The organism is Streptomyces sp. NPDC092369 (assembly GCF_044755245.1).
GTDB lineage: Bacteria > Actinomycetota > Actinomycetes > Streptomycetales > Streptomycetaceae > Streptomyces.
This window is the reverse complement of record NZ_JBIVQP010000008.1, coordinates 217,440-231,897: the sequence shown is the minus strand read 5'-3', so window position 1 is coordinate 231,897 and position 14,458 is coordinate 217,440. Positions and strand designations below refer to the sequence as shown.

Sequence of the window (14,458 nt, the reverse complement as noted above, 5' to 3'; positions counted from 1 at the left end):
GGGCGCGCCCCCTTCCCGCAGCCGGGGTGCGGCCAGGGCCACGCCGAGGCCTCCGGCCAGTACCCCTGAAGTGGCGAACAGCGAGGCGGCGGTGGCCCGTCGGCCGGACGGCAGCAGCCGGGGCAGCCAGGTCTGCAGGGTGGTGTGCAGCAGCGTCCAGGACAGCCCGAGGAGCACCGCGCTGCCGGTGAGCACGACGGGTGTGGTCCGGGTGGCGGCGGCGAGGGCCGCGGCGACACCGAGGGCTCCGCCGGTGGTGACCAGAGCGGCGGGGGTACGCCGTCCACCGGCCCGGCGCAGCAGGACGCTGCCGCCCAGCACGCTGGCCCCGTAGGCCACGGCGACCGCCGTACCGCTGCCCGCCCCGGACCCGCCGACCGCGAGCGCGGGCGCCAGAAGGGCGGGCAGGGTGAGTAGCACGGCGCCTTCGGCTGCGCCGACGAGCAGGATCAGGAAGAGGGTGAGGGGGGCGCGAGGGTGAGTCGGCCGGGCGCCGGGCGGGGCATCGGGGGGAGCGCCGGGTGTGCCGGGAAGCGGGCCGGAAGTCGCGGTCGGCACCGGAGAGTCGGAGCTGCGCGGGCCCTTCGGGAAGCGGGTGGGGAGGGGATGCCCGGGATCCTGCCGCGGTCTGGCACGGGTGCCCTGCGGGGCGCCTGACACCACGGTGGCCCGGGCGGGCGGGATCGTTCGGACGGGCGAGGTGGCTCGGGCCTGCCGGCCTCTCATGTCACGCCGGCCGTCCCGGCCGGGCTGTCTGCTGCGGCCATGCGGGCCCCCTGGCTCGCGCAGGCCGTGCGGGCCGTCTCGGCCGTCCGGGCCTGCTGACTCGCGCACGCCTTCCCGGGCGTCGAACCGATCGGCCGGCAACGGCAGTTGAGGGAGATTCCTGGTGGACAGCGCCACCGCTGCGCACAGGACCGCGATCGTGAGGAAGACCAGGCGCCAGGAGGCCAGGGCCTCGGTCGCGTCGGCGTAGAGGGGGGCCGCGACCGCGCTGCCCGCGGAGAGGGCCATCACGTCGGCGAAGCGGCGCTGTCTGGACTCGGCGGGGCCGCCGGCCTCGTGGCAGTACAGGGCGACGGCCGGGGTCACCGCGGCGAAGGCGGCGCCGGCGGCGGTGCGCAGCAGCAGCCATTCGGTGCCCGTGCGGCACAGCGCGCCGCCGGCCGACGCGAGCGCGGCCAGGGCGAGGCCGGTGCGCAGGGTGCGGGCGGGGCCGTACCGGTCGGCGGCCCGGCCCCAGAACGGCAGCGCGAGCCCGTGGCCCAGGGAGTACGCGCCGACGGCCGTGGTCACCGTGTCGATCCCGGTGCCCAGTGCGGCGGTGAGCGCCACCAGCAGGGGCGCGGTGAGGTGCCAGTCCGCGTTGGCCACCGCCGCGGCCCAGCGCAGACTGCCGGGACATCGGTCGGTGGCGTCGGCGACGGTGCCGGGTGCGGGCCGACGCGGACGCGGTGCGGCGTCCGGCGGCGGGGTTGCGGGCATGACGAGGTGTCCCTCCACGGCGGGGCGGGATGGGCTGGGTCGTGTCCGCGACGTCCCGTCGTGCGCCCGGAGGGCGGCCCGCGCGGCGACCGGTGCGTGCTCTCGGAGTGCGGGCGCAAGCCCTCGTAGCGGGCGTACTCGGGGTTGCGCTCGGTGCGGCGAGAGTGCGTGCCGGGCGTCGCGCGGCTGGGCGCGCCCCTGTGGGGGCGGGACTTCGCCGGCACGGCCTGGGTCGTGGGAGGGGCGGCTCCTACGGCAGACGCCTCCCGCTCAGGCGGGAGGCGTCCACGTACCAGAAGTGCGGGCCCGGCTCAGAGTCGGAACAGGCCCGGGTCGGCGACCACGACGTCCAGCAGGACCGGTCCTTCGGCCGTCAGCGCGTCGTGGAGGGCCTCGCGCAGGCCCTCCGGGGACTCGACCCGCTCGCCGCGGACGCCGAAGCCACGGGCCAGCTGGGCCATGTCGACGCCGCTGAGGTCATAGCCCTTCTGCCAGGACTTCTGGTCCTGGAGGTAGTACTTCAGGGACAGGTACCCGGCGTTGTCGGGGATCACGAAGGTGACCGGCAACTGGTGCTGGGCCGCGGTCCACAGGGCGTGCAGGGTGTACTGCGCGGAGCCCTCGCCGACCACGACGACGGTCCGCCGGTCGGGCTGGGCCAGCGCGAAGCCGACCGCGCCCGCGAACGGGAAGCCGAGCGCGCCGCTGGCCGTGGCGAAGTAACCGTTGTCGGCGCCCAGCGGGATCTGCTCGTGGAAGTCGGCGCGGGCGATGGGCAGTTCCTCGAACAGCGCCGCGTCGGAGGGCAGTTCCTGGGACAGGACGTGGAACAGGTACGCCTGGCTGAGCGGGGTCGAGGGCTCCGGGACCGGCACCGGCTCGCGCACCGGCGCCAGTTCGACGCGCTCGCGCTGCTCGACCAGCGGCACCAGGGCCTTGACGACGGCCCCGGGCGGAGCGACGTAGCTGGTGTTGGCCAGGGTCGCGGCGGCCGCCTGCGGATTGTCGGTGACGTGCAGGAAGCGGACGTCCGAAGTGAGCGTCGGACGCGGGGTCCTGTCCAGGTCCGCGGGTGCGGTCGAGAACAGATCCCAGGCCGTGAAGAGGGTGAACGCCGGGCCGCCGAGGACCACGACCACGTCGTGCTGGGCCGACAGCCGCTCGTTGATGAGCTCCGGGATGGGCGGCAGGACACCCGCGAACAGCGGGTGGTCCTCCGGGAACGCGCCGCGGTTCCACACCGGGGCGCCCCACACGCGGGCGTTCAACTTCTCGGCCAGCGCGATCAGTTCGGGGCGCGCACCCTGCGCGTCGACCGGGCCGCCGGCGACGATGCCGGGCCGCTCGGCGCCGTTGAGGGCCGCGGCGATCTCCGCGAGGGCCGCCGGGTCGGGTACGACCGCCGTGTTGACCTGCGCGATGCGCACCGGCTCGGGGTCGGCCGGGCGTACCCAGTCGTCCTCGGGCACGGCCACGAACACCGGTCCCTGCGGGGCCTGTTTGGCGATCTGGTAGGCCTGCGCGATCAACGCCGGCACGTCCTGCGGGCGGCCGGGCTCGCCGGCCCACTTGATGTACGGCTTGGGCAGCTGGGTGGCGTCCTTGGCGACCAGGAAGGGGTCGCCGAGGAGCATCTTGCGGGCCTGCTGCCCGCCGAGTATGACCATCGGCGTGTTCGCCGAGGCGGCCGTGTAGATGCTGCCCATGGCGTTGCCGACGCCGGGGCCGCCGTTGATGAGCACGAGCGCGGGTTCGCCGGTGCCCTGCGCGTAGCCGTCGGCCATGCCGACGACGGAGGCTTCCTGCAGGCCCATGACGAAGCGGAACTCGTCCTCGGGCCAGTACTCGAACAGCTTCATCTCGGTGTGGCTCGGGTTGCTGAACACGGTGGTCAGGCCCAGCTCGCGCAGTACGTCCAGCGTCGCGTCCCGTACCGTCCGCGTCCCCTCGGGGACGCTCGACTCTTCGGTCACGGTGATCCTTCTCCTGGGTTGAGGGCGGGCGGTTCCAGCGCGGCGACCGCGCTGAAGACGTGGTCCGGGTCGTAGCGCTCCTTGACGTCGAGCAGTCGGCCGACGTGCGGGCCGAAGCCGTCCAGGGTGCGCCGGTGTTCGTGCGGGCCGAGCAGGTTGGGGTAGCCGCCGGGCAGCGCGTACGGGTCGAGCTGCTGCTCCAGCTCGCGCGCCCAGCGCCGGTGCTTCTCCCCCGACTCCCCCGGACGGTCCGAGGGCTCCCAGGTCGCCGCGACCTCCACCAGGAGGTGGTCCCGGCGCAGGGCGAAGGCGGTGTCCGCCACGGGCACCTTGCTCGCGGCGCCGTGGAACTGGTGCACGAAGATCCCGGAGTACGGCGAGGTGATCCGGGCGGCCGCGTCGATCAGCAGCTCGCTCGTCTCCTCGCTCGGGCCTTCGAGCCAGCGGGTGCCCACCTCGTTGTGCCGGCCGTCCACGACGACCTGGTCGAAGGTGGACAGCACGCTCGCGTACTCGGTGGGCAGCACCTGGCCGACGACCGGTTTCCCGATGCCGTCGAACAGGTCCATGACCGTGCGGCCCAGCTCCGGCGAGCCGCAGCACACCGGCAGCAGGAAGAGCAGCGGCCGGCCTTCGGGACCGCAGAAGAACCCGGCCATGACGGTCAGGGCGTCCGGGGCGTCGGCGACCAGTTCGCGGTAGCGGGCCAGCACGGCGGACGCCTGGTCCAGCGGATACAGCAGCAGTCCCGCGAAGACCGTGCTGACGGGGTGCAGCCGGTAGCGCAGCGCGGTGACGACACCGAAGTTGCCGCCGCCACCGCGCAACGCCCAGAAGAGATCGCTCAGTTCCTCGCCGCTCGCCGTGACGGCGCGGCCGTCGGCGAGCACGACCCGTGCCTCGACGAGGCTGTCGAGGGCGAGCCCGTGCTCCCCGGCGAGCAGGCCGTAGCCGCCGCCCAGGGTGAGCCCCGCCATGCCGACGGCCTTGACCGTGCCGGTGACCGGGGCGAGCCCGAAGGCACGGGTCCGCTCGATGAAGTCGCCGGCCTTGGTGCCGCCCCCGATCCACGCGGTGCGGGCGGCGAGGTCGACCTCGACCGAGCGCATCGCGCTCAGGTCGATGAGCAGGCCGCCGTCGCGCAGGGCCCGGCCGGCCCAGTCGTGTCCGCCGGCCCGCACGGACGGGCGCAGTCCGTGCCGGCGCGCGATCTCGATCGCGCGCACCACGTCCTGCTCGTCGGCGCACCGCGCCACGACGGCGGGCCGTGCCCGGACGGCGCCGTTCCAGACCGTGTACGCCTCCTCGAAGCCGCGGTCGCCGGGGGCCAGGACGCGGCCCCGCAGCGTGGCCCGGAGCGCGCGCACGGCGGCCGTCGGTGTGTCCGATGTCGTCGGTGATGCCATGGGCCCACCGCACCTCCTCGCGTCCGCCGCAGGGCGGGTGGGTCAGTGGGGGACGAGCTCGTAGCGGCCCGACTGGACCGTCGAGACGTCGACGGCGCCCAGGAAGCCCTGGGTCTCGGCCGCGCCGAAGAACTGGCCGATGGTGGCCTCGGCGGCCTCGACGGTCTCCCAGTGCACGGTGACGAGGTACTCGCCGTCCGCGGAGCGTGCGGTCGACCGGGACACGAAGCCCGGGCGCTTGGCCATGTACTCGTCCTCGACCGTGCGGTTGAGGACCTGGAAGTCGGCGTCGCTGACGCCCTCGCGCAGATGGAACCGGATGGTCTCCACGGTGCTCATGTCGTCACGCCTCCCAGCGCGGTCACGGTGCGAGCTTGAGGTTGTACTTCGGTGCGACCTCGACGATCCGCTTGCGGTCCGCGTCGCTGAACGGGGTCGGGGCCTCGCCCTTGCGCGCGGGCACGCCGAGCTCGTTGAAGAAGCCCTCCATGCCGGCGGTGGTGAAGAAGAAGATCAGCCGGGCCACGTGCAGGCCGACGTTGCGGAACCGGTGCCGGGTGCCGCGCGGGACGTAGACGAAGGAGCCCTCCTCGGCGATGAACGTGGTGGTGCCGTTGAGGAACTCGATCTCGCCGCCGAGGATGATGAAGCCCTCGTCGGCGTGCGGGTGGATGTGCGGGGGCGGGCCGCTGCCGGGGGGCACGGAGGCCTCGGCGAGGGTCAGCACGCCGTTGGTGTTCTCGGCGGTGGCCTTGAAGGTGTAGATGGCGTCGCCGAACCAGATGGTCGGGCCGGAGCCCGCCGGGTGGTGGATGACGTTGCCCTGCGGGTACTGCGTCGAGGGCGCGGTCGCGCTCTCGGTGTCGGTGCTCATCACGATCTCCGATCTCGCTTCGGGTCTCGCTTCGGGGTTGGGGGAACTGCCGGCACCGCCCGCGGGGCCCGGGGCGCGCGGGGCGCCCCGGGTGCGGGAGTCAGCCGACGTCGAGGACGATCCGGCCGCGTACGTGGCCGGTCTCGCCGATGCGGTGCGCCTCGGCCGCGCCGTCGAGGGGCAGCGCCTGCTGGATGCCGATCCGCAGCCGCCCCTCGGCGAGCAGCGGGGCGACCCGGTCCAGGGCGGTGCCGTCGGGGGCGACATAGGTGTAGGCGGCGCGGACGCCGTGTTTGCGCAGGAGCGGGGTGTGGTCGGGGCGTTCGCCCTTGAGGGTGACGATGAGACCGCCGGGCCGCAGTGTGGCCAGGAGTTGCTCGAAGTCGGGGCCGCCGCGTGTGTCGATGACCACGTCGACGTCCTTGACCAGGTCCTCGACCCGCTCCTTGGTGTAGTCGACGACCTGGCGGGCGCCGAGTGAGGTGACGAAGTCGTGGTTGTGCGCCGAGGCGGTGGCGCTGACCTCGGCGCCCGCCAGCGCCGCGAGTTGGACGGCGACGTGGCCGACCCCGCCGGCGCCGCCGTGCACCAGGACACGTTGTCCGGCGGCGATGTCGGCGTGCAGGTGCACCGATTCCCAGGCGGTCAGGGCGGGCATGGCCGCGCCGGCCGCGGTGCGGTCGTCGAGGCCATCGGGGATACGGGCCAGGTCGTCGGCCGCGGCGGCCACGTACTCGGCGTAGCCGCCGGCCAGGCGCGGGAAGCCGACCGTGCCGAACACCCGGTCGCCGACGGCGAACCGGCCGGCCCCGGGCCCGGCCTCGACGACCGTGCCGGCGATGTCCCAGCCGAGGACGGCGGGGAAGCGCGTGACGCGGACGGCGTGGCCGGCCCGGCTGAGCCAGTCGATGGCGTTGACGCCCGCGGCACGGACCCGGACGAGCACCTCGCCGTCGCCCGGTTCGGGCCGCGGCACCCGCGCGACGCGGAGTACCTCGGGCGGCCCGTAGGCGTCGATGACGGCGGCGTGCATGGTGGGGGAATCGGTCACTGTCCGTGCCTTTCGAAGTGGTGCTGTGTCACTGCCGGTCGGCGGCGATTCAACCGCCGCCGACCGTCGAACCGTGGGAAGCGGGGCGTTCAGGCGGATTCGGAGCCGATGATCCAGTTCTCCTTGACCGCCATCTGGTGCAGATAGCGCGGCTGGACGAAGGTGACGAGGTTCTCGCTCGCCTTCGCGTACTCCGGCGAGGCGAGCGCCGCCTCCAGCGCGGCCGGGCTGTCGAAGGAGAGCAGGTAGGCGGCGTCCAGGAGAGCCTCGCCGATCGCGTAGGCGCCGTCGCGGGCGAAGCACTGCAGGTAGCGGCGCAACCCCGGTACACGCAGGACCAGTTCGGCGTGGTCGCCGAGGCTCGCGGCGCGGAACTCCTCCACGGTGGTGCCCTCGGTGCGCTTGACCAGGAGGACGAGCTTGACGCCCTCCTCCGGCGCCGGGTGCTCGCCGGAGCGCAGCACGTGGGCGTCGGTGTCGAGGACGACGGTCCGCCAGAACGCGGCCCAGTTGGGCTCGTCGAGGCGGGCGCCCTGGAGGAACTCGGGGGTCTGGAGGGAGGCGAGCTGGTCCTCGTCGTTCTCCAGCCAGATCTCCGCGATGCCGCTCCACAGCGGGTCCTCCGGCTCGGGGCCGAAGGGGACGCGGGTGTCGACGAGGTACCTCTTGATCTGCGGGATCTTGCTCGCGTACTGCACGGCGTGGACGTTGACCCAGTAGTCCTGGAACTCCTGCTCGGTCATGCCGGGTTTGGGGTGCGCGAAGATCAACTGGTGGATCATGGCGGCCTCCTGAGGGGCGCGGGGGTCAGACCTTGTAGGCCTTCTTGACGTCTTCGGCGAAGCCGAGGTAGTCGCGCAGCGGCCAGACCTCCTCGAACTCCAGGTACTCGCGCATCGGCAGCCGGCCGAGCGCGGTCCGGTCGAGTTCCTCGGCGTTCGGGGCGTCGATGATCCCGATCACCATCTTCTTGGCGGCGACCTTCCACAGGCCGACGGCGAACCCGGAGTCGAGGGTCTCCTGGGCGTGTTCGGCCTCTTCGCGCTCGACCTCCCACAGCTCGTCCAGGGTGATCCGTCCCTCGTGCTTCCAGCGCATCTGGACGTAGAACAACATGGCGGTTCCTTAAGGGAGTCGGTCAGGCCGCGGCGAGCGCCGCGATCCGCACGGTGAGGGCGTCGTCGCGGCCGAAGACCTCGACGGCCAGGTCGAAGGGGGTCTTGCCGTCGTGCCCGACCAGGTCGATCGGGGCGCCGGCGTCCAGCAGGACGGTCACGCAGTCGGCGTAGCCGTGCCACAGGGCGTCGTGCAGCGGGCTGTAGCCGTTGGTGGCGCCCTGGAAGCCGAGGTCGATGCCGGGGTGGGCGACCAGGTCGGCGGTGATGCCGGCGTGGCCGTTGTAGACGGCCTTGTGCAGCGGTACGGCGCCGAAGCAGGGCTCGACGGCGTTGATGTCGGCGCCCGCGGCCAGCAGCAGCCGGACGATCTCGTCGTGGCCGTCGCGGGAGGCGACGAGCAGCGGGGTGTGGGCGTCGTTGAAGCCGTTGAGCATCGGCGCGCGGGCGTCCACCTCGGCGCCCGCGGCGAGGAGTTGACGCACCGTCTCGGTGTCGCCGGCGGCGACGGCGGCCATCAGGGGCTGTGCCTCGACGGCCGAGGCGTCGTGCTCCTGGCGCTCCTTGAGCAGTTGCTCGGCGCGCAGCAGCTTGTCCTTGCCGAAGGTGTTGACGTTCAGCTCGTACGCGAAGTGCTGCTCCAGGGAGAAGCCGTAGTGCGTCTGGACCTTGAGGCCGGCGCCCTGGTCCAGCAGGTACTCGACGAGGTCGGGGTACTTGTACCAGAGCGCGTCCATCAGCGGGGTGTGCCCGGTGGTCGGGGCGACGGCGTCCACGAACGCCCCTGCCTCGACGAGGAGTTGGGCCACCTTGAGGTCGCCGCCCTGGCAGGCCTTGTGCAGGGCGGTGGCCCCGGCCCGGGTGTCGGCGGTGTGCACGTCGGCCCCGGCGTCGATCAGGACGCCGGTGGTGGCGGGGCCGGCCTGGCCCGCGGCGATCATCAGGACCGTGAGTCCGGAGGCGCTGTCGCGGGTGGAGGGGTCGGCGCCGGCCTCGATGAGCCGGCGTACCTCGTCGGTACGGCGATCGCGTACGGCGGCGATCAGTTCGGCGCTCATGAGCCCCCGCTCTCGGGGGCGTCGCCGCGGATGGCGCGGATGATCGTCGAGGGGTCGGTGTGCGACTCCCAGCGGACGATCTTCCCGTCGCGGACGGTCAGCCAGTGGGTGAAGATGATCTCGAAGTCCTGGCCGGTCGCCTTGACCTTCGACACCTCGTGGATGACACCGGCGGCCTTGTCGCCGTCGACGACGAGGTCGAGGAGCTCCTCGAAGGTCACGTCGCACTGCTCGGCGAAGACACCGACGCTGGCGGCGACGTCGTCGCGGGTGTGGAAGGTGCCGATCCACTTCATGTCGTCGTTGTAGCCGGGCACCACGCGGTAGTTGATCCACTCCACGTCGTCGGCGAGGAGGCCGAGCGCGGTGGGGAAGTCGCCGCCGGTGAGTGCGGAGAACCACTGCTTGGCGACGTCCCGGGTCTGTTCGGTGAGCTCGCTCATGGCGTCTCCTTCTGGGCGTGCTGGTCGAGCTGGTCAACGGGGTCGGGCGGCCCGTCCGGCGGGGTCATGATCTGCTGGTTGCCGTCCGCCCACAGGGCCGTCATCACCACGCCGGCGATCCGCCAGCCGGCCGGGGTGCGGGTCAGGTCGAAGCGGTAGCGGCCGCCGAGCGTCCAGGTCGCCCCGCCCTGCGGATTGGGCAGCAGATGGGTCGCCTGGAAGTGCGCGGTGACCACCGCGGCGTCCCCGGTCACCTCGGCGACCTGGTTGCCGATCATGTGCTGGGTGGCCCTCAGATGGCCGAGACCCGCCGTCCAGTCGGCGATGATCTGCGCGCGGGTGCGCACGGCCGGTTCGCCGCCGAAGAGGCTGGTGTAGTCGAGCGCCACCTTCTCGGCGAGCAGCGCGGGGAGCGCCTCCCACTGCCGCAGGTCGACGGACCACAGCATCCTGGTGCAGGTCTCGATCACGTCGAGACGGTCTTCCGCGGAACTCATGGGCGACTCCGGGGGTGACACGGGATGGTCGTGAGGACGGTGGGCCACGCCCGGCGGGCGCGTCGCGATCGACGCTAACCAGGCCGGTGACCTGCGGCGCGGCCCGATGGCGGGGCCCACCGGACTCTGGAAGCTCTGACCCGGTACTACGTCAGTTGCGGGACGGGACGACTACTTGACGCAGTGCCGTCCCGCGTGTGACGGAATGCGCGATCACCCCGCCGCGCGCCGCTCGGGGCCCGCTCCCGGTGGGAAGGGTGAGGCGACGACGACCGCGACGACCGACGAGGAGGTTCCCATGGCGAACGTGACCGACAGGCGGGGCGGGACTACGACGTCCACAGAGGACGACGGTTGGGGTCTGGCCGGAAACGGGTGACGCCCCGGTGATGGACAACCGCAAGTGCATGCGTGTCGGTGTGGTCTTCCCGCACCTGGAGATCGGCCCGGATCCGGGAGCCGTCCGGGACTGGGCCCAGGGGGTGGAGGACCTCGGCTTCCGGCACGTGGTCGCCTTCGACCACGTGCTGGGCGCCGGCACCGGCACCCGGCCCGGGTGGTACGGCTTCAGCAGCGAGGACCTCTTCCACGAGGTCTTCGTGCTGTTCGGCTTCCTCGCAGCGGCCACCCGGACCCTCGAACTCGCCACCGGCGTCCTGGTGTTGCCGCAGCGGCAGACCGCCCTGGTGGCCAAGCAGGCCGCCGAGGTGGACGTGCTCAGCGACGGCCGGCTGCGTCTGGGCGTCGGCATCGGCTGGAACCGGGTGGAGTACGACGCCCTCGGCATGTCGTTCGCCGACCGGGGTGCCCGCTGCGCCGAACAGGTCGAGCTGCTGCGGGCGTTGTGGGCACGGCCCACCGTGAGCTTCGACGGCCGCTGGCACCGGGTGGACGACGCGGGCATCCTGCCCAGGCCGGTGCGCGGCACGATCCCGGTGTGGTTCGGCGGCAGCGCGGAGCCGGTGCTGCGCCGGGCCGGCGAACTGGGCGACGGCTGGCTGCCGGAGCGCCCGCCCGACGAGACGGCCCGCGCGATGGTGGGCCGGGTGCGCTCCTACGCGCTGGGCGCGGGGCGCGATCCGAGCGAACTCGGCGTCGAGGCCCGGCTGGTCCTCTCGGAGGTGCCGGAGCCCAAGTGGCCGGACTTCGTGGCGGGTTGGCGCGACCTTGGGGCGACCCACCTGTGCCTGAACACGATGGGCCTGGGCCTTGCCACCGCCGACGACCACATCCGGATGCTGCACAGCACCCTGCGCGATCTGGGCCCCGTGGCGGGGAGATGAACCGTACGGCGTCACCACCGCCGACCGCTCCCGCACCGACCGCTCCCCTGTCGCCCGTGCCCCTAGCGCCCGTACTCCTCGGCGAGGAACCGGATCGTCTGGTCGACGAAGACCCGCATCTCGCGGGTGAGGTTCTTGCCGCGCCGCCAGGCGAGCTGGGTGAACACCTCGAAGGGGATCTCCCAGTCGAGTTTTACCAGCAGGCCCGCGTCCAGGGCGTCCTGGACGGTGGCGGTGGGCAGCAGGCTGATGCCGAGCCCGGCGGCCACCCCGCGTTTGATGGACTCGCTGGTGCCGAACTCCAGGAACGGAAGCGCTTCTCCGGTGCCGTCGTTCAGCTCCGCCTCGAACAGCTCGCGGTAGGCGCAGCCGGCCTCGGCGGAGATGACCTGGGTGCGGCGCAGCTCCTCCGTGGTCACCTTGGGCAGCCGGGTGAGCGGGTGGTCGGGGGCGGCGACGACGCTGAGCGGTTCGGAACCGAGGACCTCGGTCTGCACGCCGGGATGGCTCGTCTCGGCCTCCATGAGGAAGCCCATGTCGAACATGCCCTGGCGCAGCGCGTGACAGGTCTCGGCGCACAGGCTGGGCCGCAGCACGATGTGCAGGGCCGGATAGCGGTGGTGGAAGAACTCCAGCAGGGGCGGCATGCGATAGGAGGTGATGGACTCCATCGAGCCGACGGTGAGGACGCCGGCGGGATCGCCGGTGCCCACGGTGGCGCCGCGCGCCTCGCCCGCCAGGGCGAGCATCTGCTCGGCGTAGGGCAGGAGCCGCTGGCCCGCCTCGGTCAGTTGTATGCGGCCGCCGAGGCGGTCGAAGAGGTCCACTCCGAGCGACATCTCCAGCCCTTTGATCTGGCTGGTGACGCTGGATTGTGCGTACTTCAGCTCGGTGGCCGCCTTCGAGAAGCTCAGCAGCGTGGCCACTTTGTGGAACGCCGCCAGCTGCCTGATATCCATGGTCCACTCCCTTTATGGGTCGACACCGGGCGGATTTCCGGCACCAGTTCTCTGGTACCGGTCCTGCGGTGCCGTTTCTCTTTCCAGGAGAACACCGGGCCCTGCGGGAACGCCATGTCCCCGGGTTGTCACATTGCGGCCAACGGCGTCATTTAGCGGCCAGTCCGGTGAGGTCGACGTCGAATTCGGCGTCGGAAAGCAGGCCCTGACGGCCAATCATGAGCCCGGCCTGGAAACGGCTCACGGCGCCCATTTCCTCCATGATCGCGGAGATGTGGCGGCGGCAGGTGCGGGTCGCCATGCCGAGCCGGCGGGCGATCACCTCGTCCTTCAGACCGAGCGCCATGAGGCGGATGATGGACATCCGTACCTCCTCCGCGAGTTGGTGGTACTCCTCGGGCCGGCCGTCTGCCTCCCAGGGCCGGCCGATCTGCCAGACGGCCTCGAAGGACCGGCAGAGATAGCCGACGAGGGTGGGTTCGGTGACGACGGCGGCGCCGGGCGGCCGGCTGTCGGGCCGCTCCTTGGGGATGAAGGCGACCTTGCGGTCGTAGACGATGAGCCGCTCGGAGAGGTCCTCGACGGTGCGGACCTCGGCGCCGCGGCGGGTGATCTCCTGCACGTAGGTGCGGGTGGCGGGGCTGGTGCGGGCGGTGTGCTGGTACAGGATGCGTACCCGCACACCGCGGCGCAGCAGTTCGAGCGTGTGCTCCCGGTCGGCCTCCAGGAGTTCGGGGGGCCGACCGCCGCCGGACTGCAGGCTCATGCGCTCCTCGGCGCAGCCGTAGCGGGCGCGGTCGATCTCGCGCCGCACCTCCTCGTAGTCGTCGAGGACCGTGATGGGCACCTCGTCGGCACTGCCGTCGCGGCGGGTGCGGTAGGTGGCGGCCAGCGAGCGCAGCTCCTGCTGGATGCGCGCGATCTCCCGGCGGCGCCGGGCGACCGCGACCTCCAGCGGGGTGACGAGTTCGGCCTCCGCGACCTCGGGGTCGAGCGGGACGACGGGCCGGCCGGGCAACTCCGGGCTCAGCAGCCGCAGTTCCTGCAGCGCTTTGCGGATCCGGGTGACCGCGCCGGGCTCGGCGCCGAGTTCGGCGGCGATCTCCTCGTCCACGAACCGCCCGTGGTCCAGGGCGATTTCGTACGCCCGGACCGCGAGGTCGCCAAGGAGAGGAATACCGTCGGACAACTCGTCACCCTTCCCCGTCACTTCGCCCGGCCGCGGCGGGCGCGTGGGTGTGCCTTTTCCACCCTAGGACACCGTGGCCGCCCCGAAGTCCTGGCAGCCTCGCGCGCATTCGACAACGTCATCTCGGGGGCTCAGTAGTGCACGCGCCGGTCCTCCGGGGTCGCGCGGTAGCGCACGCTCCACAGGTTGCGCCGGATGTAGGTCCGCTGCAGCCAGCGGTCCTGGCCGTCGTAACGCGCCTGGAACACGGAACGGGCGTGCACGCCCTTGCGGTTGTTGATGAGCAGGGCCTGGCCCGGGCTGAGCCGGACCTCGTCGGCGGCCACCCGGCAGGCCTGCCGCAGCGCCTCCAGGGCCGCCGTGGCGCCCCGGGTCAGCGGGCGCGTGCCGTTGGCGGAGACGGCGATCTCCGGGAACCGGGCCGCGCCGCTGAGGATCGGCACCGGTTCGGAGAGCACCTCGTCGCCCTCGGCGACGTCCCGGGTGTAACTGCCGGGCGCGTTGAGGCGGAACAGCGGGCTGCGCAGGGTGTCGACGACGGAGTCGGGCAGCGCCGCGCAGATCGCGCGGGCGTCCGCGTAGTACGTGACGGCGTCACCGTCGGGTGCGCCGCGCAGACAGTTGAGCACCAGGAAGTCGGGGTTGGCGAGGTCGTAGCGGCCGATGGCGTCGTAGGTGATGTCGCTGTGGAAGTTGAGGAAGACCGCGGAGCCCTGGTTGGTCTGGGCGTGCGCTCCCTGGGGCACGGGGACGACGTCGTGGACGATCCGGCCGTCCTTCTCGGTCAGGACGCCGATCGGTTCGCCGAGCAGTCCGGTGAGGCCGAGCAGCACCCCCTCGGCGACGAAGCTGCTGCGGCCCGGGGCGGGTCCGCCGTCGGCCGGGGTCGGCGGCAGCTCCGCGTCTCTCGGCAGATTGCGGACGAGCATCAGACCGGGTGCGTCGTTGTGCCGGCCGAAGTCGATGATCTGTTGCAGCAGTTGGGTCGGCAGGTCGGCGAACGCCTGGTGGTAGCGGGTCAGCGCGCGGTCGACGTCCGCCGCCGGGTCGGGCAGCGGGCGCAGCCGGGCGCCGAGGGCGTCGCGGACGGGATCGGGCAGCGCGAGGTCGGCGAAGGTCAAGGCG

At 72.5% G+C, this 14,458-nt stretch carries 15 protein-coding genes and 1 pseudogene; 1 reads left to right on the top strand and 15 read right to left on the bottom strand.

What is annotated here, in order from left to right; genetic code table 11:
- Window positions 1-54: 54 nt before the first annotated feature.
- The 12 genes and pseudogenes from ACIQI8_RS39020 to ACIQI8_RS38965 all read right to left on the bottom strand — a co-directional run.
- A pseudogene (locus ACIQI8_RS39020) lies at window positions 55-1,485 on the bottom strand (MFS transporter); the annotation flags it as partial.
- A 311-nt stretch (window positions 1,486-1,796) separates the two neighbouring features.
- Window positions 1,797-3,458, bottom strand: coding sequence for a benzoylformate decarboxylase (gene mdlC, locus ACIQI8_RS39015; RefSeq protein WP_402361919.1), 1,662 nt, complete (start codon window positions 3,456-3,458; stop codon window positions 1,797-1,799).
- Entirely contained in the window at window positions 3,455-4,864 is a 1,410-nt protein-coding gene (locus tag ACIQI8_RS39010) for an FAD-binding oxidoreductase (RefSeq protein ID WP_402361916.1), read from the bottom strand. The genes mdlC and ACIQI8_RS39010 overlap by 4 nt, the downstream gene beginning before the upstream one ends.
- A gap of 42 nt (window positions 4,865-4,906) precedes the next feature.
- Window positions 4,907-5,203, bottom strand: a complete 297-nt coding sequence (locus ACIQI8_RS39005) for a hypothetical protein (protein ID WP_402361913.1) — start codon at window positions 5,201-5,203, stop codon at window positions 4,907-4,909.
- A 22-nt stretch (window positions 5,204-5,225) separates the two neighbouring features.
- The gene (locus ACIQI8_RS39000) at window positions 5,226-5,738 is read right to left on the bottom strand and encodes a cupin domain-containing protein (RefSeq protein ID WP_124002653.1); all 513 of its coding nucleotides are present in this window, start codon (window positions 5,736-5,738) and stop codon (window positions 5,226-5,228) included.
- Between the two features lie 100 nt (window positions 5,739-5,838).
- Complete coding sequence (locus ACIQI8_RS38995) at window positions 5,839-6,789, bottom strand: NADP-dependent oxidoreductase (RefSeq protein ID WP_402361910.1); 951 nt, start codon at window positions 6,787-6,789, stop codon at window positions 5,839-5,841.
- An 89-nt stretch (window positions 6,790-6,878) separates the two neighbouring features.
- Complete coding sequence (locus ACIQI8_RS38990; protein WP_402361907.1) at window positions 6,879-7,571, bottom strand: EthD family reductase; 693 nt, start codon at window positions 7,569-7,571, stop codon at window positions 6,879-6,881.
- 25 nt (window positions 7,572-7,596) lie between these two features.
- Window positions 7,597-7,905 carry a muconolactone Delta-isomerase family protein gene (locus ACIQI8_RS38985; RefSeq protein ID WP_124002651.1) on the bottom strand — a complete coding sequence of 103 codons (309 nt, stop codon included), beginning with the start codon at window positions 7,903-7,905 and terminating at the stop codon, window positions 7,597-7,599.
- 22 nt (window positions 7,906-7,927) lie between these two features.
- Window positions 7,928-8,962, bottom strand: a complete 1,035-nt coding sequence (locus ACIQI8_RS38980; protein WP_402361904.1) for an ankyrin repeat domain-containing protein — start codon at window positions 8,960-8,962, stop codon at window positions 7,928-7,930.
- Entirely contained in the window at window positions 8,959-9,405 is a 447-nt protein-coding gene (locus tag ACIQI8_RS38975; RefSeq protein WP_402361901.1) for a nuclear transport factor 2 family protein, read from the bottom strand. Before ACIQI8_RS38975 ends, ACIQI8_RS38980 begins: the two co-directional genes overlap by 4 nt.
- Window positions 9,402-9,902 carry a nuclear transport factor 2 family protein gene (locus ACIQI8_RS38970; protein ID WP_402361898.1) on the bottom strand — a complete coding sequence of 167 codons (501 nt, stop codon included), beginning with the start codon at window positions 9,900-9,902 and terminating at the stop codon, window positions 9,402-9,404. The genes ACIQI8_RS38975 and ACIQI8_RS38970 overlap by 4 nt, the downstream gene beginning before the upstream one ends.
- Before the next feature lie 213 nt (window positions 9,903-10,115).
- Window positions 10,116-10,244, bottom strand: a complete 129-nt coding sequence (locus ACIQI8_RS38965) for a hypothetical protein (protein WP_402361895.1) — start codon at window positions 10,242-10,244, stop codon at window positions 10,116-10,118.
- A gap of 47 nt (window positions 10,245-10,291) precedes the next feature.
- On the opposite strand from ACIQI8_RS38965, the gene ACIQI8_RS38960 reads away from it, so the two are divergent.
- Window positions 10,292-11,185, top strand: coding sequence for an LLM class F420-dependent oxidoreductase (locus ACIQI8_RS38960; RefSeq protein WP_402361892.1), 894 nt, complete (start codon window positions 10,292-10,294; stop codon window positions 11,183-11,185).
- Window positions 11,186-11,247: 62 nt separating this feature from the next.
- Here ACIQI8_RS38960 and ACIQI8_RS38955 read toward each other — a convergent pair whose 3' ends face one another.
- The 3 genes from ACIQI8_RS38955 to ACIQI8_RS38945 all read right to left on the bottom strand — a co-directional run bounded on the left by ACIQI8_RS38955 (window position 11,248) and on the right by ACIQI8_RS38945 (window position 14,454).
- The gene (locus ACIQI8_RS38955) at window positions 11,248-12,144 is read right to left on the bottom strand and encodes a LysR family transcriptional regulator (protein WP_124002647.1); all 897 of its coding nucleotides are present in this window, start codon (window positions 12,142-12,144) and stop codon (window positions 11,248-11,250) included.
- A gap of 148 nt (window positions 12,145-12,292) precedes the next feature.
- Window positions 12,293-13,333 carry a LuxR C-terminal-related transcriptional regulator gene (locus ACIQI8_RS38950; RefSeq protein ID WP_402361889.1) on the bottom strand — a complete coding sequence of 347 codons (1,041 nt, stop codon included), beginning with the start codon at window positions 13,331-13,333 and terminating at the stop codon, window positions 12,293-12,295.
- A gap of 131 nt (window positions 13,334-13,464) precedes the next feature.
- Complete coding sequence (locus tag ACIQI8_RS38945; protein ID WP_402361886.1) at window positions 13,465-14,454, bottom strand: TauD/TfdA family dioxygenase; 990 nt, start codon at window positions 14,452-14,454, stop codon at window positions 13,465-13,467.
- Window positions 14,455-14,458: the final 4 nt, after the last annotated feature.